This is a genomic window from Stenotrophomonas sp. Br8, from assembly GCF_014763005.1.
In the GTDB taxonomy this organism is placed as follows: domain Bacteria; phylum Pseudomonadota; class Gammaproteobacteria; order Xanthomonadales; family Xanthomonadaceae; genus Stenotrophomonas; species Stenotrophomonas lactitubi.
Map to the genome: position 1 here is coordinate 26,926 of NZ_JACGTN010000008.1, position 20,723 is coordinate 47,648.

16 protein-coding genes are annotated in these 20,723 nt (G+C 67.6%); 8 read left to right on the forward strand and 8 right to left on the reverse strand.

Features of this window, described 5'->3' with window-relative positions:
* The first annotated feature begins 597 nt into the window (after nucleotides 1–597).
* The 3 genes from H3005_RS08265 (at nucleotide 598) to H3005_RS08275 (ending at nucleotide 6,479) form a co-directional block, all read left to right on the forward strand.
* Nucleotides 598–5,169 (forward strand): YadA-like family protein, encoded by a 4,572-nt coding sequence (locus H3005_RS08265; protein ID WP_191077904.1) that lies wholly within the window; start codon nucleotides 598–600, stop codon nucleotides 5,167–5,169.
* A gap of 61 nt (nucleotides 5,170–5,230) precedes the next feature.
* On the forward strand, nucleotides 5,231–6,067 hold the full coding sequence (locus tag H3005_RS08270; RefSeq protein ID WP_191077905.1) for an OmpA family protein: 837 nt from the start codon (nucleotides 5,231–5,233) through the stop codon (nucleotides 6,065–6,067).
* 121 nt (nucleotides 6,068–6,188) lie between these two features.
* On the forward strand, nucleotides 6,189–6,479 hold the full coding sequence (locus tag H3005_RS08275) for a hypothetical protein (RefSeq protein ID WP_170929478.1): 291 nt from the start codon (nucleotides 6,189–6,191) through the stop codon (nucleotides 6,477–6,479).
* 84 nt (nucleotides 6,480–6,563) lie between these two features.
* Here H3005_RS08275 and H3005_RS08280 read toward each other — a convergent pair whose 3' ends face one another.
* The gene (locus tag H3005_RS08280) at nucleotides 6,564–7,391 is read right to left on the reverse strand and encodes a class I SAM-dependent methyltransferase (protein ID WP_191077906.1); all 828 of its coding nucleotides are present in this window, start codon (nucleotides 7,389–7,391) and stop codon (nucleotides 6,564–6,566) included.
* Between the two features lie 64 nt (nucleotides 7,392–7,455).
* On the opposite strand from H3005_RS08280, the gene H3005_RS08285 reads away from it, so the two are divergent.
* The gene (locus H3005_RS08285) at nucleotides 7,456–7,860 is read left to right on the forward strand and encodes a MerR family transcriptional regulator (RefSeq protein WP_191077907.1); all 405 of its coding nucleotides are present in this window, start codon (nucleotides 7,456–7,458) and stop codon (nucleotides 7,858–7,860) included.
* A gap of 43 nt (nucleotides 7,861–7,903) precedes the next feature.
* Here the strand turns inward: H3005_RS08285 and H3005_RS08290 are convergent, their stop codons facing one another.
* From H3005_RS08290 to H3005_RS08300, 3 genes are all read right to left on the reverse strand, one after another.
* Entirely contained in the window at nucleotides 7,904–8,620 is a 717-nt protein-coding gene (locus H3005_RS08290) for an MgtC/SapB family protein (RefSeq protein ID WP_025878554.1), read from the reverse strand.
* 93 nt (nucleotides 8,621–8,713) lie between these two features.
* The gene (locus tag H3005_RS08295; RefSeq protein ID WP_223880146.1) at nucleotides 8,714–10,480 is read right to left on the reverse strand and encodes a chloride channel protein; all 1,767 of its coding nucleotides are present in this window, start codon (nucleotides 10,478–10,480) and stop codon (nucleotides 8,714–8,716) included.
* A gap of 63 nt (nucleotides 10,481–10,543) precedes the next feature.
* Complete coding sequence (locus tag H3005_RS08300; RefSeq protein ID WP_191077908.1) at nucleotides 10,544–12,625, reverse strand: TonB-dependent siderophore receptor; 2,082 nt, start codon at nucleotides 12,623–12,625, stop codon at nucleotides 10,544–10,546.
* A gap of 131 nt (nucleotides 12,626–12,756) precedes the next feature.
* Between H3005_RS08300 and H3005_RS08305 the strand changes: the two genes are divergently transcribed.
* The gene (locus H3005_RS08305) at nucleotides 12,757–13,677 is read left to right on the forward strand and encodes a M14 family metallocarboxypeptidase (protein ID WP_191077909.1); all 921 of its coding nucleotides are present in this window, start codon (nucleotides 12,757–12,759) and stop codon (nucleotides 13,675–13,677) included.
* Nucleotides 13,678–13,807: 130 nt separating this feature from the next.
* On the opposite strand, the gene H3005_RS08310 is transcribed toward H3005_RS08305, so the two are convergent.
* A complete protein-coding gene (locus tag H3005_RS08310) occupies nucleotides 13,808–14,659 on the reverse strand; it encodes a LysR family transcriptional regulator (RefSeq protein ID WP_100552745.1) in 852 nt (283 codons plus the stop codon).
* Between the two features lie 161 nt (nucleotides 14,660–14,820).
* On the opposite strand from H3005_RS08310, the gene H3005_RS08315 reads away from it, so the two are divergent.
* Together H3005_RS08315 and H3005_RS08320 are read left to right on the forward strand one after the other, a co-directional pair.
* Complete coding sequence (locus H3005_RS08315) at nucleotides 14,821–15,174, forward strand: SMR family transporter (protein ID WP_089235904.1); 354 nt, start codon at nucleotides 14,821–14,823, stop codon at nucleotides 15,172–15,174.
* Complete coding sequence (locus tag H3005_RS08320) at nucleotides 15,174–15,497, forward strand: multidrug efflux SMR transporter (protein ID WP_100552744.1); 324 nt, start codon at nucleotides 15,174–15,176, stop codon at nucleotides 15,495–15,497. The genes H3005_RS08315 and H3005_RS08320 overlap by 1 nt, the downstream gene beginning before the upstream one ends.
* Before the next feature lie 103 nt (nucleotides 15,498–15,600).
* On the opposite strand, the gene H3005_RS08325 is transcribed toward H3005_RS08320, so the two are convergent.
* From H3005_RS08325 to H3005_RS08335, 3 genes are all read right to left on the reverse strand, one after another.
* Nucleotides 15,601–18,561: a TonB-dependent receptor gene (locus H3005_RS08325; protein WP_191077910.1), complete on the reverse strand. Its 2,961-nt coding sequence runs from the start codon at nucleotides 18,559–18,561 to the stop codon at nucleotides 15,601–15,603.
* A gap of 66 nt (nucleotides 18,562–18,627) precedes the next feature.
* Nucleotides 18,628–19,575 carry a FecR domain-containing protein gene (locus H3005_RS08330; RefSeq protein WP_100552742.1) on the reverse strand — a complete coding sequence of 316 codons (948 nt, stop codon included), beginning with the start codon at nucleotides 19,573–19,575 and terminating at the stop codon, nucleotides 18,628–18,630.
* Nucleotides 19,572–20,090: a sigma-70 family RNA polymerase sigma factor gene (locus H3005_RS08335; RefSeq protein ID WP_100552741.1), complete on the reverse strand. Its 519-nt coding sequence runs from the start codon at nucleotides 20,088–20,090 to the stop codon at nucleotides 19,572–19,574. The genes H3005_RS08330 and H3005_RS08335 overlap by 4 nt, the downstream gene beginning before the upstream one ends.
* 136 nt (nucleotides 20,091–20,226) lie before the next feature.
* Between H3005_RS08335 and H3005_RS08340 the strand changes: the two genes are divergently transcribed.
* Entirely contained in the window at nucleotides 20,227–20,607 is a 381-nt protein-coding gene (locus H3005_RS08340; RefSeq protein WP_100552740.1) for a VOC family protein, read from the forward strand.
* The last annotated feature ends 116 nt before the right edge of the window (nucleotides 20,608–20,723 follow it).

Genomic DNA, 20,723 nt, shown 5'->3' on the forward strand with positions numbered 1-20,723 from the left:
TAAACCCATCCATGGGGGCTCGATGGCGCCATCCATGGCGCCAACGGTCCTGCAAGCCCACACCGCCCCACCCCTGACAGTTTCCCGAGGGCGGTGGGATTGGCCATCGCGCATTCGAAAGCGTGAGTGAATCTTCGATTCTGATTGATTATTTCGATCTAAATGAAAAATGGTGATCCGACTTTCCCCTCAGCCGGGCATGGCCCGGCTCTACTACAACGCGTGCAGGAAACTGTCGAAGGCGGGGTGGGTCCGGTTGCGGGGGCGTGAGCGCCATGGATGGCGCGACCGAGCTTACATGGACGTACTTGCAGCGTCCCCCGCAGCCGGACCCACCCCGCCATCCCCCAGGAACCCAGCTTTTGCCGTTGCTGTTGCCTTTGACGTGGCCTCTGCGGGTGCCGGGCGCAGCCCGGCCAGCCCTCCCTGCCGGTTTTGCATATGCGGCTGCCGAATCCGGCCGTGGATTTGCCGGAATGCGCGATTGCCCTGCCGGAATGAAGTGCTCAGCCCTCGCTGAAAGGCGCGAAATGTCAGTCACCTGCCTAACGGCAAGTCCACTGACATTCAAGTTGTCCGCCTACGGGGGAAATGCTCATGAACCGCATCTACCGGCGTGTATGGAACCGCCAGCTCAATGCTCTGGTTGTGGCCTCGGAACTGGCCACCGGCGATAGCGGTGGTACCGCACCGCGCGACCGCCGTGCCAGCCTTCTGGTGCCCAGCACCCTAGCCCTGGCACTGCTGTGCGTGCTGGCCAGCGGGCCTGCGGCGGCAACAGAGTCCAGCCAATCGCTGCGCGATCTGCAGGCATTGGCAGCCAAGTACACCCAGCCGATGCCGGTGAAGGTCGATGCCGAGGTGGCGCTGGCAGCGGCCGCACGACAGGCCCAGGCAAACCCGGCGATCAGTGCGAACGCACGCGTCGGCCTGCAGCTGAGCACGACCTCGCTGCCGGTGGTGCGCGACGTCCTGCCGGCCACCGTGCAGGTCAAGCTGGCCGCCGGCGCCACGCCGCGCCAGGTGACCGCACCGGCGCTCGGCGCCGACGTGCGCGCCAACATCGGCGTCGGCAACGCAGCCTCCGCCCGTGTCGATGCAGCGCTTGCCGCGAACGTCGCACCGGCCGCGCAGGCACCGTTGGGCCTGTCTGCCAATGCGGCAGCAAAGGCCAACGTCGGTATCGCCGGTACGCCGATTGCCAGCGTCGATGCCGGCACCCAGGTTGCCACCGCCGTGACTGCAACGCCGTCCGGGCTGAAGGCGGCCGTCGACGGCAAGGTCGATTCGCAGCTGGGCGTGGCCGGCAACCATATCGAAGGACAAGGCCAGGCCGGTGCCACCGCCGCGGTCACACTGCCGGCCAAGGAAGAGTTGCCGGGCGACACCGATGACCGCGCGATCACCGCCGCGTTCGATGCCGGCGTAGCGGGCAAGGTGCGCGTGCAGGGCAAGGACGGCGAAGAACTCGTCGCTGATCGCAACCTCAAGCTGGCCGGCACCGCAACCGTCGCCGCACAGAACAGCGCGCTGGGCCTGGGCGGCCTGCTCAACGGTGTCGGCACTGCGCTGAACGGCGTTGGCAGCGCTGTCGGCAGCCTGCTCAACGGCGATCTCAACGGCACTGTCGGCAACCTGACCGGCGCCGTCGGCGGTCTGGTCGGCAACACCCTGGGCAGCCTCGGCCTGACCTCGCCGTCGGCCATCCCGCCGACCAGCCCGAAGGCGCCCGCAGCCGCCGACCCGAATGCGGGCCTGGTGATCGGCACTGGTGGCCTGGTGGGTGGTGTCACCGAACTGCTCGGCCCGACCACCGCCAGCCTGTTCGGCGGCACCGGCTACCTGTCCAACGGCAACCTCAAGCTCAGCACCGCCAACGTCATGCAGACCTATTCCACGGTCAGCGTGCTCGGCCTGCCGGTGGTCAATGCCACGCCGGTCGGCACTACGCTCAATGGACTGGGCGGCGCGGTCACCGGTGGCAGCTCGCACCTGACCCTGATCGGTGGCGTCACCTCCGACAGCTACATCTACAACATCAACAACGGCAATCCCGGCGGCCTGCTGGGCCTGCTGCTGCCCAAGGATTCGCCGGCCTGGGCGGCCAAGTGCCTGGACATCGGCCTGGCCGACATCTCCTGCTGGGCGGTCAACGCCGCGCAGGACTACCAGGTGCTGATGGGCGATGGCGCTTATGCCAACGGTTCGAAAGAAGTGGTGATCGGCGCCAATGCCCGCCATGAGCTGCCGAAGGTCGATGCCAGCGTGGCCTTCCCCGGTGCGGGCGCCAATGATCCGACCGATCCGACCGGCGTTCCCACCGCCGACTACGCGGCGCGCATGGGGCACTCGGTGGTGGTCGGTGACAGCGCCAGCGGCACCGCCAACGGGCAAACCCTGCTCGGCGCGGAGAGCACCTCCAACCAGGCCAATTCGGTGGCACTGGGTTACCGCTCGGCCGCACTTCGTGGCGCCCAGGCCAGCTACAGCGCCTACGGCCTGACCGCAGCACAGGTGTCGGCCGGTGAAGTGTCGGTAGGCACCGCCGGTGGTGGCGAGCGGCAGATCACCAACCTCGCGGCCGGCAGCGCCAACACAGATGCGGTCAACGTGGCCCAGCTGAAGGGCGCCATCAGCCAGATCGATGCGGTTGGCGCAGCGGCGGTCACCTATGACCTGGATGGTGCAGGCGACCCCAACTACCGCCGTGTCACCCTCGGCAATGGCACCGGCACCACCACCATCGGCAACCTGGCCGCCGGCGCGGTCAACGCCACCAGCAGCGAGGCGGTCAACGGTGCGCAGCTGTTCGCCAGCAACGACACCATGGCGAAGTTCTTTGGCGGACGCGCAGCATTCGATCCGCTCACCAGCACGTTCACCGCACCGCTGTTCGAGATCAGCACCATCTCCACCGGTGGCGCCGTGGCCTCGGGGCTGTATGACAACGTCACCGACGCCTTCGATGCGGTGGACGGCTCGCTGGTCAACCTCAACACGCAGATCAACGACATCCGCAACACCGGCACCAAGTACCTGCGGGTGAATTCGACCGGTGCTGAAGCTGTGGCCAGCGGCGCCGAATCGATCGCCGTCGGTGCCGGCGCCAGCGCAACTGCAGCCAACGCCATCGCCGTCGGCGCCGGTAGCCTGGCCGATCGTGCCAACAGCGTGTCGATCGGTGCCGCAGGCGCCGAACGCCAGGTCACCAACGTCGCCGCCGGTACCGCCACCACCGACGCGGTCAACCTGGGCCAGTTGCAGGCCTCGGAAGAGGGCGCGCTGCGCTACGACGTCAACGGCGACGGCAGCGTCAACTACGGCAGCGCCACGCTCGGCCAGTCCGGCACGGCCACCACGCTGCGCAACCTCGGCCCGGGCCAGATCAGCGCGGCCAGCAGCGAAGCGATCAACGGTGCGCAGCTGTTCGCGGCCAACCAGACCGTGGCCACCCACCTCGGCGGCGGCGCTGCGGTGGATGCCAATGGCGTGGTGACCGCACCGACCTACACGCTCAACAACGTCGCCGCCAATGGCACCGTCAGCCAGGGCAGTTACAACGACGTCGGCACGGCCTTCGATGCGGTCAGCAATTCGCTGGCCAACGTTGCAGACCAGACCGATGACCTGGACAAGCGCGCCGTGAAGTACGACGTGGATGGGAGTGGCAACGTGGTCGATACCGTGACCCTCAGTGGTACCGGCGGTGCACCGGTGAAAGTCACCAACGTGGCTGCCGGCAGCATCCTGGCGGGCAGCAGCGATGCCATCACCGGCGACCAGCTGTTCAGCACCCACCAGACCGTGGCCAGCTACTTCGGTGGCAGCACCGTGTACAACGGCAGCACCGGCCTGTGGACCGCGCCGACCTTCAACATCTCCACCATCGCCACCGATGGCACCATCACCGGCAACGACTACAGCAACGTCACCGCGGCGTTCTCCGCCGTGGATGGCTCGCTGCGGGTGCTCAACCAGCGCATCAGCAACGGTGGCGGCAGCCCATACCTGGCGGTCAACTCCACTGCCGCAGCGGCGACGGCCACCGGTGCCGAAGCACTGGCGGTCGGCCCGCAGGCCAGTGCAGCGGGCGCGGGCAGCGTGGCGGTCGGCAACGGCGCCAATGCCAGCGCAGGCAACAGTGTTGCGCTGGGTGCAGGCTCGGTGGCCAGCGTCGGCGCGCAGACCGGCTATACCGGTGCCTATGGCCAGACCGGTGCCAGCAACTCGTCCGGTGAAGTGGCGGTGGGCAGCAGCGGCAGCGAGCGCAAGGTCACCCACGTGGCCGATGGCTCAGACGACCACGACGCGACCAACGTCGGCCAGCTGAAGAACGGCGTGAACTACGCCATCGATCAGTCCAAGTCCTACACCGACCAGAAGATCCAGAACATCACCAACGTTGCCGGCAGCTTCCGTGCCAACAACAGCAACAACCTGGCCGATCCGTCCGCCAGCGGTGCCAACTCCGCCGCAGGCGGTGCCGGCTCCACCGCTGCCGGGGCGAACTCGACCGCACTGGGCAACGGTTCGCAGGCACAGGCCGACAACTCGGTGGCGCTGGGTGCAGGCTCGGTCGCCAACCGCGCCAACACGGTGTCGGTGGGGGCAGCCGGTGCCGAACGCCAGGTGGTCAACGTGGCCGATGGCTCGCAGGCAACGGATGCGGTCAACGTGCGTCAGCTGCAGGCTTCGCAGCAGGGCACGATCCGCTACGACACCACCACCAACGGCGCCACCAACTACAACAGCGTGACCCTGGGCAGCACCAGCAGTGGCCCGACCACGGTGCGCAACGTCGCCGCCGGCACCGCCGGTACCGACGCAGTCAATGTCGACCAGCTGAAGTCGGGCATGGCGCAGACGCTGGACTGGTCCAAGGCCTACACCGATGAGCGCATGGGCGGCTTCGAACGCGACCTGCGCAAGACCGACAACCGCGCCTCGGCCGGTATCGCCTCGGCGATGGCAACCGCGTCGCTGCCGCAGCCCAGCGAAGCCGGCCGCAACATGGCCTCGATCGCTGCCGGCAGCTACAACGGCGAATCCGGCGTGGCCCTGGGCATCTCCGGTGTTTCCGAGGGCGGCCGCTGGATCTACAAGTTCAGTGGTTCCACCAACAGCCGTGGCGAGGCCGGTGTGGCCGTCGGTGCCGGCATCCAGTGGTGATCGCCCGCGCCGGGTCGCATTCGCGGCCCGGCGCAGAGCGCAACGTCTACAGGGGAATGACATGAAACCGCATCGCATCGCTCGCAGTGGTCGCGTCGCCGCCACGCTGGGCCTGATCCTGGCTGCAGGGCTGCTGGTTGCCTGCCGCAGCCACGCACCGGCCGCCGACGGTCCCGCCGGCAGCACTGCCGTCACCTTCCCGGAGGCCAGCAAGGCCTCGCTGAAGGAAGGCATCTATCCCGATATCGCCGATCTTCGCCGCTTCGCGCCGGGCATGAGCAAGCGCCAGCTCTATTCGCTGCTGGGTACGCCGCATTTCAATGAAGGCATGTGGGGCGTGCGCGAGTGGAACTACCTGTTCAACTTCCGCACCGCACAGGGCGCCGAATACTTCACCTGCCAGTTCCAGGTGCGCTTTGACAACAAGGGCATCGCCCAAGGCGGCTACTGGAAGCCTGAATCGTGCGCTGCCGTACTCGACCCGCCGCGTCCGCCTGCACCGCCACCGCCGGCGCCCTTGCCGGAGCAGCCGCTGCGACTGGCTGCCGATGCGCTGTTCGGTTTCGACAGTGCGGTGCTCAGTGCCACCGGCCAGCAGGCAGTGCAGGGCGTGCTGGCGCAGGTGCGTGAGGCCAGCCAGGTGCAGTCGATCCAGGTGGTCGGCTACACCGACCGCATCGGCAGCGCTGCCTACAACCAGACGCTGTCGCAGCGGCGTGCCGAGGCGGTGCGCATGGCGCTGGTACAGGGCGGCGTATCAGCGGCGAGCATCAGTGCCGAAGGTCGGGGCGCGGCGGAACCGCTGGTGCAGTGCGACCAACGCAACCGGCGCGAACTGATCGCCTGCCTGGCGCCCAACCGCCGGGTGCAGATCGCCGGCGTGGCCCGAGCGCATTGAATCCCCGTGCCGGGGTCCGCCCCGGCATCCCGAGTCCCCCCTGTTCTGCCGGCAGGACGTGGAAACGTCTCCCCCGTTTTCCACGCCTGCCGGTGGGCAGGTTTCTTCCCTGGTGCACCTGATGAATGCCCAATTCCTGCCCTTGTCCATGAAGACGGAAGCCACTCTCAGCGTGTACGGCCAGCTCGGCAACCATGCGGTCGTGCGCATTCCCGGGCGCCGGCTGCCGGGCCTGATCCTGCAGGCCGACACCGTTGCCGGCTTCCTCACCCAGCTGCAGGAGGCGCAGGCCTGCCTGCGCAGCGGCCGCGCGCAGCGCGCCGACGCCGAGCTGGACATGCTGGTCGACATGCTCGAGCAGTGGTACGCGCTCATCGAATCGCGGCTGGCCGATGCAGGCGAGGCGCTGTAGAGAAGAGGGGACGGAGGGGATCAAGTCGTTTCCCGCACAGCCGGGGCATGAACGAATTGATCCCCTCCGTCCCCCTTTCTGTTGCTAGGCGCGGGCGCGGATCATCCAGCAGGCGGTCTCCACCCGCACGCGATCCCCTTCGATGAACGGTGCGAACGCGGCCAGCGCCTGCTGCAGCAGCGCATCGGCGGGTTCGGCCGGCAGCGCACGCAGGGCCAGGCCCACGGGCCCAAGCTGGCCGACGTAGCTGGCCAGCGCGTCACGGGTGAGGAAACAGGTCAGGTCCAGCGGCGACACGTCCACGTCCTGCCATCCGGCACTCTGCAGCAGCCGACGCACCCGCTCGCCATCGGCGAAGGCGAACTGTCCTGGTGCACCCGGTGCTCGCGCTGGCAGCACCAACTGGTCTGCAAGGGCGCGTTCGGCGGCGGTCATGAACGGATTGTCCTGCGCGCTGCGCCAGGCGATGAAACGCAGGCCTGCGCCGGCTCGGGCGGCACGGTGCAGGTTGGCGAAGGCGGCCTGCGTGTCCTCGAAGAACATCACCCCGAACCGCGACTGGATCCAGTCGTAGCGCGCTGCTGCGAAGTCATGGCGCTGCGCGTCGGCAACGATGAAGTCGATGTCGCGCCCGATCGCGGCGGCACGCTGGCGGGCGAGGGCGAGCATCGGTGCGGAGATGTCGACGCCGGTGCAATGCGCATCGGGACGCATCGTGGCGGCGGTCAGCGTGCTGGCGCCGGTGCCACAGCCGATGTCCAGCAGTTCCGTGACGGCAGCCGGCAGCTCGTCGCGCAGCGCATCGGCCATCGGTTGGAACAGGCCGTCCAGCAGGGTCTGCTGCGCGACCCAGTTCTCGCCAGCGGGGCCGTTCCAGAGCGTGTTCTGATCGAGCGGGAGTGAATCGGCCATGGGCTTGCCTTGCGCGGAGAGTGCGACCATGGTGGCGCTTGAAGCCCACTTGAGGTCAAGCACGATGCGGGAACTGGATATCGGTGAGGTGGTGCGCCGCAGCGGTGTACCGGCCTCGACCCTGCGCTACTACGAGCAGCTGGGCCTGGTGCAGGTGCTGGGGCGGCGCGGCCTGCGCCGGCAGTACCACGAACAGGTGCTGGAACGGCTGGCGCTGATCGGCCTGGGGCAATCAGCAGGTCTGTCGCTGCAGCAGATCGGCGCGGCGATGCCGCAGGGGGCAGGGCTCGCATTGGACCGCACGGCATTGCTGGCCCAGGCCGATGCGCTGCAACGGCAGATCCGCGAGCTGCAGCGGGTGCAGGATCGGCTGCGGCGAGCTGCGGACTGTCCACACGCCGAGGATGCGCGGCGCTGCGCCTCGTTCCGCAGACTGCTGCGTGCGCAGCAGCGCCTGGCGCGTGCATGAGCAGTAGAGCAACCCCATGCGTGGATGAACTGCCGACACGCGTTCAATCGCGGGTGCTGACTTCCCACGTGGCGTGCAGCACGCCCGGCACCTGCTCCATCCGCGCCAGCACCACGTCCAGCTCGTCGGCGCTGACCGCCGTGCTGACCAGGACTGCGATCACATCGGTAGGTGCATCGGCGTGCTCGACCAGCTGTACGTCGCCAACGGGGTACTGTGCCGCTTCCAGTGCATCCACCAGACGCTCGCGCACGCGCGGCACGGCGTCGGCATCCACGCTCAGCCGCACTTCGTAGGTCGCTTCGCTGGCGGCTTCGTTGATCGGGATGCGGTTGATCGCGTTGACCAGTGGCCGCAGCAGGGTGTTGCCAGCGATGATCAGTACGGTCAGCAGCACGCCTTCGGCCAGCATGTCCGCACCGGTACAGCTGCCCACGGCCGCCGAGCACCACAGCGTCGCGGCGGTGTTCAGGCCGCGCACGTTCATGCCTTCTTTCATGATCACGCCGGCGCCGAGGAAGCCGACGCCCGAGACCACGTACGAGATCACCCGCACGGCCTCGGCGCTGCCGGCGATACGCATGCCCAGATCAACGAAGGCGGCGGCGCCGACGGCTACCAGCACGTTGGTACGCAGGCCGGCGGTGCGCTGCCGGTATTGGCGTTCGGCCCCGATCAGGGTGCCGAGCACGAACGCCGCCAGCAGGCTGACCACGGTGTCGGCGAAGGGGCCGGGCTGGAAGGTTTCAATGAAGCGCATGGCCGCAGTCTACCTCCCACAGGTGACAGTAGATCCACGCCATGCGTGGATAGGTGGGGGGTGCCGGGGACATCATCCACGCATGGCGTGGATCTACTCGTCGACGCGCTCGCCCATCATTTCGCGCTGGCGCTTGTCCAGCTCCTCCGCATAGCGCTTGCGCACGAATGCTTCAGACACCACGCCCAGTACCTGGCCATCGTCGGCCACCACCGCCAGCTCGTCGGCCTGGGTCTGGTCGAACCGCTGCATCACGCTGACCACGTCCGCGCTGGCGGCAAGCGCTACGTCGCGGTTCTCGGCGAACGTACCCACCACGTCCTCGGGTTTTACGCCGTCGCCGAACAGGCGCGGGATCTGCACGATGCCGGCGTAGTGGCCTTCACTGTCGATCAGGATCACCCGGCTGCCCGAGCCCAGCGGGAAGCGCTGGCGGAAGGCGGCGGCATCGAGGTCGGCCGGGGCAGTGGCTACGCCTTTGCGCATCATCCGCCCGGCGTTGAGGTTGTGCACCCAGCCGATGTCACGCGCGCTCTTGATGGTTTCCCCGCGCAGATGCATGCGCCAGGTCGAGAAGGAATAGCCGAACCACTGGCGCACCAGGGTGCTGGACACCAGCACGGCGCTCATCACCACGCTGGTCAGCAGGAAATCGTGGGTGCCTTCCAGCACCAGCATGGCCATGGTCATCGGCGCGCCAACCACCGCCGCGGCCAGTGCGGCCATGCCCGCCAGCGCCGCCGACGTGGCGTCGACCACCGGCACGCCGGTGGCAATCGCCAGCAGCCCGGCAAACAGCGTGCCGACCAGGGTGCCCATGAACAGCGAGGCGAAGAACAGGCCGCCGCGGAAGCCAAAACCCAGCGAGATGCCCGACGCCAGGCATTTGAGGGTCAGCAGTCCGCCGATCCAGATCAGCGGCAGATGGGTGGTCAGGTCCAGGTGCAGCGCGCCGTGGCCGGACGACAGCACCTGCGGGCTGGCCAGCGCCAGCGGAATCAACAGCAGGCCGCCCACCACCGGCCGCCCCCACAGCGGCAACGGGCTGCGCTTGACCGTGCCCTCGATAGAGGCGATCAGGCGCATCACCGCGATGCCGACCATCGCACAGCAGCACCCGAGCAGGCCGTAGATCGCATAATCGGCAGCGCGCACGTCGATGGTGGATGCCGCCGGCAGCAGATAGGCCTCCACGCCGGCCTGGTCGGCAACGAAGGCGCCGGCCAGCGCCGCCACCGCTACCGGCGCCAGTGCCGCCGGCGTATACGCGCCGATGACGATCTCGAAGGCGTAGAACGCCCCGGCCAACGGTGCACCGAAGGCCGCGGCGATCGCACCGGCCGCGCCGGCACCCACCAGGATGCGCACGTCGTTGCGGCGCAGGCGCATCACCCGCCCCAGCTGCGAGCCACTGCCGGCACCCATCTGCGTGTACGACGCTTCCAGTCCGACCGAAGCACCGCAGCCGTTCGACACCAGGGTCTGGGTCAACACGATCAGGTTGTCGCGCATCGACATGCGGCCACCGTGCAGCGCGTTGGCTTCCACGGCATCCAGCAGGGGGCGCTTGAGGCGCGTTGCAGCAAGGCTGACCAGGCCCACCACCAGGCCACCCAGTGGCAGCACCAGCAACGCGGTCCAGGTCAATGCCGGCAGCGAGCTCAGGCGCATGCCCTCATCCAGGCCATACAGCGCCGTCTGCAGGCTGCGTGCCAGCCCCGCCTGCAACAGGGTCAGGCCACCGGCGATCAGACCGACCAGCAGGGCCAGGGCGATGAACCACAGGTCGCTGCCGCGCAGGCGCAGACGCAGGCCCTGGAAGGCCAGATGCAGGCGCGATGGCGAAGCGGCGGACGACATGGTGGCGGCATGATACGCCGCCACCGTGAGCGCCACCGTCACCGCATCAGGCGGTTACCGCACTCAGAAGCGGTAGCGGCCCTGCACGTAGAGCGTGCGCGGTGCGGCCACCATACGGCCGGCGTTGCCATCCACGTTGCGGGTGTACCAGCGCTTGTCGGCCAGGTTGTTCACGCCCACCGCAATCTCGCTGTCGGCCAGCCAAGGCAGCTGCCAGGCCGCCTGCGCGTTCCACAGGCGTACGCCCGGCACACGGCCCACGCGGGCATCGGCGGTTTCGTTCCAGGTGTTGGCGGCATCGGAGAACTGGCCGCTCTGGTGGGTGCTGGACACGTTGAAGGTCCAGCCGGCCAGCGCATAACGGGCGCCGATGCTGTCGGTATCGCGCGAATAGAACGGCACATCCAGGCCACGATTGTCGCCGGACTGCTGGATGGCCTTGGTCCAGGTGTAGTTCGCGTACAGCTCCAGCCCGGCCAGCGCGCTGCTCTCGGCGAAGCGGTATTCGATCGCGCTTTCCACACCCTTGTGGTCGGTGGCGCCGATGTTCTGGAACGTGGGCGGGGTGATGCCCGGAATCTGCAGGATCTGGTTGTCGAAGCGCATCTTGAATACGGTCACTTCCGCACGCAGCGCGCCATCCTGCCAGCGCGCACCCAGCTCGGTGGTCCTGGCGATTTCCGGGTTCAGCGGATTGGTCGCGCTCTGCGAGTTGAGCTGGATGTTCTGCACCGGCCCGAACGAGGTGGTGTAGTTGCCGAACACGGTCAGCTGCGGGGTCAGCAGGTAGGCCACGTTGAGCGAGGGCAGTGCCTTGTCGTTGCGGCTGCTGAAGGTCGCGCCGCCACCGGCCTGCTGGCGGTCCATGTCGATCCACTCCATGCGCACGCCGGGCGTGATCCGCCACTGGCCGATGGCGATGCGGTCATCGACGTAGAACGAGTGCGCATCGGTGGCGTTGTCGAAGCGGGTGGTCGCGCCGGCCGCACCGGTACGGCGGGTCACGGTGTAGCTGCGGTCATTGCCGCGCTCGCGCAGGAAGCGGTAGCCGGCGGTGATGTCGTGCACGCTGCTGCCCCAGTGCAGGCGCTGGGTGTAGCGCGGTTCGATGCCGAGCACGCGGTAGTCGCGCGGCTGCACGGTGATCTGCGTGTTGGCGGCATTGATCAGCGAGCTGGCGCGGTTGCTTTCGTTGTAATACGCCAGCACCTCGAACTCGCTGTTCTCCGACAGCGTGTTGGTGTAGCCCAGGTCGATGCCGGTGCGATGGCCCTTCCAGAAGTCGGTCGGCCGGGTGTTCTGGAACGGATCGGTCTCGTACTGTGCGCGGGTCAGGCCACCGGGAGTCAGCGAGCGCACGTCGTAGTACGAGAGTTTGGCGCGCAGTTCCTGTTGCGCATCGATGGCATAGGCGAACTTCAGTGCCAGGTCGTCGAAACGGTCATCGCTGCCCTGGCGCCAGCCGCGGCCGTCCTGCCCGGAATACAGCAGGGCCATGCCCAGGCCGTTGTCGGCGGTGCCGCCGAGGAACGCGTTGTACTGGGTGCTGTCGCCGCCGCCGTGGTCGTAGGCGCTGTAGCGCACGCCGGCCTCGCCGTGCAGGCCGGCCACGGTCGGAATCGCACGGGTGCTGAAGTTGATGATGCCGCCGACATTCTGCGGCCCGTAGCGCACCGCACCGCCGCCACGCACCACGTCGATCGACTCGATGTTGGCCAGGCTGGCCGGGGCGAACGACAGCTGCGGCTGGCCGTACGGCGCAACCGCCAGCGGCACGCCGTCCAGCAGGACGGTCGAGCGCGGCGAGTAGCGACCGGTCAGGCCACGCACGCCGATGTTGAGTGACACCGAGCTGCCGGCGGTGCCGGAGTTGTCGGTGACCTGCACGCCGGGAATGCGGCGCATGGCATCGCCCAGGCTGGCGGCGCCGCTGGCCTCGATGCGCTGGCGGTCAACCACGGTGCGTGCGCCGGCGAAGCTTTTGACGCTGTCGTGCAGGCCGGTGCCCAGCCAGCTGCCCGATACCTGGATGCTGTCGAGCGTGGTGGCGCTGTCCTGCGCGAAGGCGCTGGCAGCCGGGATCAGGCACAGGGCGAGGGCGGCGGCCAGGGGCAGGCGGGCCGGTTGCAGGGCAGGGATGGGCATCGTTGCGGGCAGTGGAAGGGCGTAAATGAGAATTATTGCTGATTCCATTCGCCATTGGAATCGGCGCGCGGTTCAGCACTTTGGCCCGGTGGTAAAGTGTTCAATTGCCTCCTGACCCGCTGAGATCTGCCATGTCCACTGCTGCTTTCTACCCCGTCGGTACCCCTGGCCAGCCGTGGGGCGTGGCGGAACGGGAGCAGTGGCGTGCGCGCCAGCAGCGCCTGCGCCGTTACGACGAGGAAGTGCTGCCGCGCATCGATGCACTGGCCGAGCGCTTCGACAAGGTGGCTTACGGCCAGCTCGACTATGCAGGCGAGACCTACACCCTGTTCGCCCTGCGCAGCCGCGACTGGAACCCGGCATTGCCGGCCGCGCTGGTGACCGGCGGTGTGCACGGCTATGAGACCAGTGGCGTGCTGGGCGCGCTGGAATTCCTCGAAGAGCATGCCGCCAGCTATGCCGGCAAGGCCAACCTGCTGGTCGCGCCGTGCGTGAATCCGTGGGGCTTCGAGCGCATCAACCGTTGGAACTTCGATGCGATCGACCCGAACCGCAACTTCCGCGCTGACGGCCCGGCCCGCGAATCGACGGCGCTGATCGAACTGATCGCACCGTTGAAGGGCCAGTTCGTGCTGCACATCGACCTGCACGAGACCACCGACAGCGACGAGAGCGAGTTCCGTCCCGCACTTGCCGCGCGCGACGGCAAGCCGTTCGAACCGGGCCTGATTCCCGATGGCTTCTACCTTGTGGACGACAGCGAGAATCCGCAGCCGGCGTTCCAGCAGGCGGTGGTCGCCGAAGTGGAGAAGGTCACCCATATCGCACCGGCCGACGACAAGGGCGAGATCATCGGTTCGCCGGTGGTCGCGCATGGCGTGATCGAGTACGCGCTGGTGCCGCTGGGCCTGTGCGCCGGCATCACCGGTGCAAAGTACACCACCACCACCGAGGTCTACCCGGACAGCCCGCGGGCGACGCCGCAGCAGTGCAACGACGCGCAGGTGGCGGCGGTGTGCTCGGCGCTGGATTACGCGCTCGCCAACCCGTGATCTGCTGACATCCTGTGCATCCACGCATGGCGTGGATCTACTTCAGCGTGTAGATCCACGCCATGCGTGGATGCGGCAATTCAGCGTGCAGTAGATCCACGCCATGCGTGGATGGGGTCCCGTTGATGCATCACCCCAACGCCTCGGCCCACCACAATGCCGCCGGCCCCGGCGGCGTATCGCGCCGCCACACCAGGTCACTGTGGATGCGGCGCGGCCAGCCAGGCACGCGCAGCTCCAGCAGGCGGCCACGGTCGTAGCGCTGCACCAGCGCACGCGGCAGCTCGGCCCAGCCGATGCCGTCCTCGGCCATCTCCATCACCATCAGATAGTCCGACGCAGTCCATGCCGGCCCGCTGATCGGCGGCGCGTGGTCGACCAGCGCGCTCAGCCGCACCTGCCGGTGCCGGGCCAGTTGCGCGGCCGCGCGCACGCCGGCCTGCGCCAGCGGATGATCGCTGGCCACATACACCGCCAGTTCGCTGTGGTGGGCCAGGGGCTGGGCCACCAGCGCATCGGGGTACTGCGCCTGCCGCGGCAGCAGTCCCAGCCCGGCGCGGCCAGCATCCACCAGTTCCAGTACGTCCCGCCCTTCGGCATCCAGCCATTCCAGTTCGATCTCGGGAAACGCTTCGGCAAACCGCTGCAGCACACGTTGCGCCGGATCGAGCTGGTAGACATCGGAGAACACCACGGTCAGGCGTGGCTCCACGGGTGCGGCCAGACGTACGCTCAGCTGCTGCAGCCGCGCGTCGGCGGCAAGGATTTCCTGCGCGTGGCCCAGCACCTGCCGGCCGGCGTCGGTCAGCTGTGGATAGCGGCCGCTGCGATCGAACAGGACCATGCCCAGGTCGGCTTCCAGGTGGGCGATGGCGGTACTGACCGTGGACTGGGTCTTGCGCAGCCGGCGCGCGGCCGCCGAGAACGAGCCCAGCGCGGCGGCCTCGACGAAGGCCTGCAGGGATTCAGGGGAATAGGGCATTGATCCATCGCTCCTGTCGATGGAATCCATTTTGATACCACCGTAAAAGGCGATGATACTGGCCGCCGTCGCCCCTGTCTGCGGGGCGTTCCGGATCATCCACGCACGGCGTGGATCTATTGAAGACGGGGGCGCGGTCCCCGTCCCGCAAGGAGCTTCACATGTCCCGTACTGTTCCCGCCCGTGGCGCCTTCGTCGCCTGGGCCTGCCTGACCGTGGCGATCGTCGCCGAAGTGGTCGGCACGTCCTTCATGGCCCATGCCGCCCGCGATGGCGGCTGGACCGGCTACCTGATCATGGCTGGCGCACTTGCGCTGTCCTATTACTTCCTGGCGTTGTCGGTACGCCGCATCGCCGTCGGCGTGGCCTATGCGGTGTGGGAAGGTCTCGGCCTGACCCTGCTGACCGTGGTCGGCATCAGCGTGTTCGGTGAGAGCCTGTCGCTGCAGCAGCTGGCCGGTCTGGTGCTGGCGGTGGTCGGCATCGTCTGTGTCACTCTCGGGGAGGCGCACTGATGAACATGATGGCCCTGTTTTTCGTGATCTGCTCTGCGCTGATCGATGTGGCCGCCAACATGATGGTGGCCAAGTCCGATGGCTTCCGTCGCTGGCGCTGGGGTGTCGGCGCCATCGTGCTGGTCTGGATCGCCTTCGCCCTGCTGGGCCAGGCCGTGCGCTACATGGACCTGGCCACCGCCTATGCGATGTGGGGCGCGATCGGCGTGATCGGTACCGCTACCTGCGGCCGCCTGTTGTTTGGCAACCGCCTGCGCCCGATTGGTTGGATCGGCATTGGCCTGGTCACTGTGGCGGTGCTGCTGCTCAGTACCGCGAAGTAGCGCGTCGCTGTGCCAACCAAGGTTGGCACCTACCAGAGCGTGAGCCGCCGCATGCAGGCGCCCCGGGGATGGATTCCCCGGGGCGTTGCTGTTTCTGCTGTACTCAGAAGCGTGCAGTGAAACTCAGCCGCGTGGTCCGGCCGGGGCCGGGCATCAGGCTCATCGCCAGCGTGTCCATGTAGTAGGTATTGCGCAGGTTGTTGACCGCCAGTTCCACTTCCGTGCGTGGGGTGAACTGCCAGCGCGCATAGAAGTCGTAGATCGCGGTTGGCAGGTAGATGTTCTGCAGGCCGGTGGAGCCGGTGGTGTTCCACGGCTTGTCCAGCTCGTGGGTGGGGCCGCTGTTGTAGGTGCGGCGGATGCCGGTATCCAGTCGCCGGTCGAACAATCGGAAGCCCAGCGTGCTGTGGATCGAGTACTTCGGCGGGTTCTGCGCATTGACGAAGGACGTACCGAAGCCGCCGTCCACACAGTCCGGCGTGGTGTCCAGCTTGCTCCACTTCGCATAGGGATCTTCGCGCAGGCGCTTGGCCGTGGCCGCATCACAGGTGCGTGCGCGCTGGTAGTAGCTGGCCGAGAGGTCAAGGTAGGCAATGCCGGCGTCATAGCCGGACTGCAGCTCGTAGCCGGAGATCGTGTAGTTGTCGACGTTGTCGACATAGAACGCCCAGTTGCTGGAATCGAAGCGGCGGGTGATCGCGTTGTCGATATCGTTCTTGAACCAGGCGACCTTGAATGCCAGGCGGTCACCGTCACGCCACAGGTCATGCTTGAGCAGGCTGAAACCAATGTCCCAGGAACGGTTCTTCTCCGGCTTCAGGCCGTTGATCGGCGCCGAGGTGCTGTTGCCCAGCGTCGATTCGAACAGGCTGGGCATCTTCCAGCCCTGTGCGTATTTCACGTAGAAGAAGGCATCCGCATCCAGGTTGAAGCGGGCTTCGGCGTAGGGCGCAAAGCCATGGCCGGAACGACGGATCGCCGGCTGGTAACCCCAGGCGGTGGGAATCTTCTTGGTGTAGAAGCCGTTGGCACCGCGCGGATCGCGCTGGAAGCCGTCGAAGTCATAGGTCTGCCCCAGCGTGCTGTCGCCGTACGGCGTGGCACGCAGCGACTCGAGGGTATAGGCGCCCTGTGCATCCGGATACCACTCCTTGTACCAGCCCGGCAGCAGCTGCCCGTCCTTGCTCAGCCGCGCGAACGTGTAGCGCAGGTCGCTTGACTGGCTGACGTAGGCCACGCGGTTGCGGTCCTGCGTGCGGTAATCGGTGAAGCGCCCGCCGGCGGTCAACGATAGCCAGTCCCACGGCTGCCACTGCAGCGAGGCGACGGCGCTGGCCTCGCGCCGCGTGCCCGAGCGCAGGTAGCGGTTGTTGTTGAAGTCCACCGGCAGCACCGGCGAATTCGGTGCGGTGTCCTCATGCTGGAAGGCGGCACCGTAGCGCAGCGTCCATTCGCCCAGGCTGTTGCTGAAGCGTGTGGTGTTGCTGCTGTCCACGCCCCAGCGCTGGCTCTTCACGTCCGACTGCAGGCCAGGGCCATAGGTCTCGCCCAGCGTGTCGGGCATGCTGTCGCCGGGATAATCCTTGAACAGCGGCGTGTTGGCCACGTTGCTGTTGAACATGCGGCTGGTGGCGGTGGTGAACCACAGCGTGCTGCTCAGGTCCAGCCACGGGTGCGCCTCGGGCCGGTAGCGGTGGCGCAGCGAAGTGGCGTTGACGCGCATGCGCCCGGGTTCGAACTGGAACATGGTGTTGGCCTTGTCCACGTAGGTCACCCATTCGTTGGACTCGCCGACGCGGCCGATGGCCGAGGGCATGATTTCACCGAAGCGGGAATCGAAGAAGCGATGGCTCAGTTCCAGCCGCTGGTCGGGGTTGGGTGTCCAGACGAACTTGAGCAGTAGCGACTCGTTGTCGGTGTGGGTGTTCAGTACTTCATCGCCGGGGTGGTAGATCGATGACACCGGCTGGCTGGTCATGCCGGTGCCGCCGCTGGACAGGTGCTGGTCGTCGTAGCGGTCTGCACTGTTGCGGCCGGCGAAGTAATTGCCCTGGCGCCGCCGCGCATAGGCAGCCACGAACTGCCAGTCCTCGCCACGTTGGGCGAAGGCCACGCTGCCGTTCCAGTCGCGTGGATCGCGCAGGCTGTTGCGGTTGTCGTTGCCGCGTGCCACCTGCTTGAACACGTGGGTGCGGTCGATGCTGTTGTCGGCCACGCCGGCGCGCACGCGCAGGCCCCAGGGCTGGTCCTCGTCCAGGATGTCGTCGGCCGTGAGGGTTTCCATGTACACCACGCCTCCGATGGCACTGGCCGCGTTCGCCGCCAGGCTCGGGCCCTTCTCGATGCTGACCGCACTCACCAGATCCGGGTCCAGGTAGCTGCGCTGCTGCACGCCGGCATAGCCACGGTAGACATCGATGGCCTGCTGGCCACCATCGATGATCACCGGCACCCGGTTCTGGCCCTGCAGACCGCGGATGTTGACGTCCAGTGCGCCGCCGTTGCGCACATCGCCGGTATGCACGCCGACCGCACCAGCCAGTACATCGCCGATCGACTGGCCGCGGAAACGCTCCAGCTGCTGGCGATCCAGATGCACGCGCGAGCCGCTGTCACGGTAGACCGCATCGGCATCGGCCAGGCCCCACGGTGAAGCGCCTTCGCTGGCCTCACCGCCAACACGCAGGGTGCCTATCTGGCGAGCACCATCATTGTCGCGCGCCGGCGCGTGGCGCAGCACGACACCATCGGCATCGCGCTGGAAGGTGAGCCCGGTGCCGGCCAGCAGCTGCGACAGTGCCGCATCCACCGACTCCGCGCGCTGCACGCCGGGGCTGCGCAGGCCACGGGTCAGGCGCGCATCGACGGCAACGTTGAGGCCAGATTGCTGCCCGAAGGCGGTGAGGGCCTGGTCGAGCGGACCGGCAGCGATGCGCCACTGGCTGACTGTTGCGGCGGCGTTCTGTGCATGCGCACTGGCTGGCAGGACGGCAGGCACGGTGATGGCCAGGCACAGTGCCAGTGTCAGTGGGCGAGGGGAGGGAAGGGGGCGGGGGGACGTCATGGGGCGGTGTTCCGCAATGGGTTCTCCTGTACTGCCCGGTGAGCGGCAGAAAAGGGAACCACGCGATCAGGCTGGGCGCAGCACGGTCCACCAGGGCCAGCGTTGCTCGATGCGGATCGGCAGGGCGCGCGCCAGCAACGGCAGTGCCTGCAGGCTGTCCAGCCGCGGCAGCACCGCGGTCACCTTCAGCGCCGCCACGCGCGGGTCGCAGCCCAGGTAACCGCGGTGATGGCGTGCCAGTTCATCGACCACCCGCAGCAATGGCGTGTCGGTAACCTGCAGGCGGCCGTCGGTCCAGTCACCGCGCAACGGATCGGCAGCCACGGGCTGCAGTGCACCCAATGCACCAATGCGCGCCCCGCTACCGGCAACCACGTCCAGCGCCGTGCCCAGCAGGGGCAGACAACGGACCGCACCTTCGAACACATCCAGCCGACTGTCCGGTCCGCAGCGGCCGACCGCAAAGCGCGTCCCCATCGGCTGCAGGCGGGCGCCGGCGGTGTGTACGGTCAATGGCAGATGGGCGTAGGCCGGCGCATGCCCGGTCTGCAGCAGCAGTTCGCCCTGCAGCAGGTACAGGGCACGACGGCCTTCGGCGACATCGACGACGACTTCGCTGTCGGCGTTGAGCCACAGCTGGCTGCCGTCGCGCAGGGTCCACGCGCCGGTATGTCCTGCCGCGGTGCGCAGCGGTAGTCGTTGCCGCTGCGATTGCAGGCCCTGCAGGCCGAGCAGCGAGAGCGCTCCCAGCCCCAACGCGCTGCCGATGCCGCGCAGGGCGCGACGACGACGACGGCCCGCTGCATCCAGGGCCTGCGCGGCTGCATGCGGCGCCAGCGGAGCAAACGAGGTCCAGATGGATTCGACCCGCTGCCATGCACGGGCGTGTTCGGCATGCTCGCGCAGCCACGCTTCCCAGCGGCATTGATCGTCGCCACTCCAGGCGCCCTGCTGGCGCAACGCGAACCACTCGGCGGCCTGTTCAAGCGCCGGATAGGCGATACCTTGGCTCATGCCGGGAGGTCGCCGCTGAGCTGCAGGCAATGCAGCATGGCCTGCGCCATGTACTTCTTGACCATCCGTTCGGAGACGCCCAGCTGCTGGCCGATCTGCGCATAGCCCATGCCGGAGAGTCGCGCCATGAGGAAGGCGCGCCGCGGCCGCTCGGGCAGGCCCTGCAGCATGTCGGCGATGGCATGCAGCAGTTGCAGCGCCTGGGTGCGTTCTTCGGCGGAGGGATGCACCGGCTCCGGTTGTGCTGCCAGTGCCGCCAGATAGGCCCGCTCCAGATCGGCGCGCTGCCAGTGGTTGACCAGCAGCGCGTGGGCGATGGTGGTCAGGTAGGCGCGTGGCAGGCGCAGCTCGGCAGGGTCCACTCGGCGGCTGAGCAGGCGTACGAAGGTGTCCTGGGTCAGGTCGGCCGCGCACTCGGCATTGTGGGTGCGCCGCCGCAGCCAGCCCAGCAGCCAGCCGTGGTGTTCGCGGTAGAACCCCGCCAGCACGGAGCTGGAGGTGGCGGGCACGGCCATCGGATTCAATCGTCAATGAGAATGATTCCCATTATAGTCGCGTGAAGGCGCCCGCGACAAACCCACGGCGGCCGGCGCCGTTGCCGTCGTCGATGCGGTGGCCGACACTTGGGCTTTCCCGCAACGGAGTGCCCGCATGTTCAGTCACGTCACCGTCGGAACCAACGACATGGAGATCTCCCGTCGCTTCTACGATGCGTTGTTCACCGCCGTCGGCGCCCGCACAGGCGTGTTCGATGACGAGGGCAAGCTGGTCTACATCAAGGATGGGCGCATGTTCATGGTCATTCCGCCCATCGATGGACAGGCGGCATGCCACGCCAACGGTGGCACCATCGGCTTTGCGCTGGCAGACCCACAGGCGGTGCATGCCTGGCAGGAAGCGGGCGTGGCCCATGGCGGTACTGCGGTGGAAGACCCGGCTGGCGTGCGGCAGAAGGCAGGGCGCCAGTTGTACCTGGCCTACCTGCGTGATCCGGACGGCAACAAGCTGTGCGCCGTGCATGTGATGCAGTAAGGCCGGAGCGGCGCGCGCGCCGTGCAGGCGCGCGAGTAACACGGATGGGGGCAGGATCATGCCTGCGCGGTGCCACGACTTCATCCTGTGTCCACTGCTGTTCATCCAGAATCCGC

Bases quoted from the DNA above. Each gene is read 5' to 3' on its own strand.
- H3005_RS08265 (WP_191077904.1), top strand. From the start codon at position 598: ATGAACCGCATCTACCGGCGTGTATGGAACCGCCAGCTCAATGCTCTG.
- H3005_RS08270 (WP_191077905.1), top strand. From the start codon at position 5,231: ATGAAACCGCATCGCATCGCTCGCAGTGGTCGCGTCGCCGCCACGCTG.
- H3005_RS08275 (WP_170929478.1), top strand. From the start codon at position 6,189: ATGAATGCCCAATTCCTGCCCTTGTCCATGAAGACGGAAGCCACTCTC.
- H3005_RS08280 (WP_191077906.1), bottom strand. From the start codon at position 7,391: ATGGCCGATTCACTCCCGCTCGATCAGAACACGCTCTGGAACGGCCCC.
- H3005_RS08285 (WP_191077907.1), top strand. From the start codon at position 7,456: ATGCGGGAACTGGATATCGGTGAGGTGGTGCGCCGCAGCGGTGTACCG.
- H3005_RS08290 (WP_025878554.1), bottom strand. From the start codon at position 8,620: ATGCGCTTCATTGAAACCTTCCAGCCCGGCCCCTTCGCCGACACCGTG.
- H3005_RS08295 (WP_223880146.1), bottom strand. From the start codon at position 10,480: ATGTCGTCCGCCGCTTCGCCATCGCGCCTGCATCTGGCCTTCCAGGGC.
- H3005_RS08300 (WP_191077908.1), bottom strand. From the start codon at position 12,625: ATGCCCATCCCTGCCCTGCAACCGGCCCGCCTGCCCCTGGCCGCCGCC.
- H3005_RS08305 (WP_191077909.1), top strand. From the start codon at position 12,757: ATGTCCACTGCTGCTTTCTACCCCGTCGGTACCCCTGGCCAGCCGTGG.
- H3005_RS08310 (WP_100552745.1), bottom strand. From the start codon at position 14,659: ATGCCCTATTCCCCTGAATCCCTGCAGGCCTTCGTCGAGGCCGCCGCG.
- H3005_RS08315 (WP_089235904.1), top strand. From the start codon at position 14,821: ATGTCCCGTACTGTTCCCGCCCGTGGCGCCTTCGTCGCCTGGGCCTGC.
- H3005_RS08320 (WP_100552744.1), top strand. From the start codon at position 15,174: ATGAACATGATGGCCCTGTTTTTCGTGATCTGCTCTGCGCTGATCGAT.
- H3005_RS08325 (WP_191077910.1), bottom strand. From the start codon at position 18,561: ATGACGTCCCCCCGCCCCCTTCCCTCCCCTCGCCCACTGACACTGGCA.
- H3005_RS08330 (WP_100552742.1), bottom strand. From the start codon at position 19,575: ATGAGCCAAGGTATCGCCTATCCGGCGCTTGAACAGGCCGCCGAGTGG.
- H3005_RS08335 (WP_100552741.1), bottom strand. From the start codon at position 20,090: ATGGCCGTGCCCGCCACCTCCAGCTCCGTGCTGGCGGGGTTCTACCGC.
- H3005_RS08340 (WP_100552740.1), top strand. From the start codon at position 20,227: ATGTTCAGTCACGTCACCGTCGGAACCAACGACATGGAGATCTCCCGT.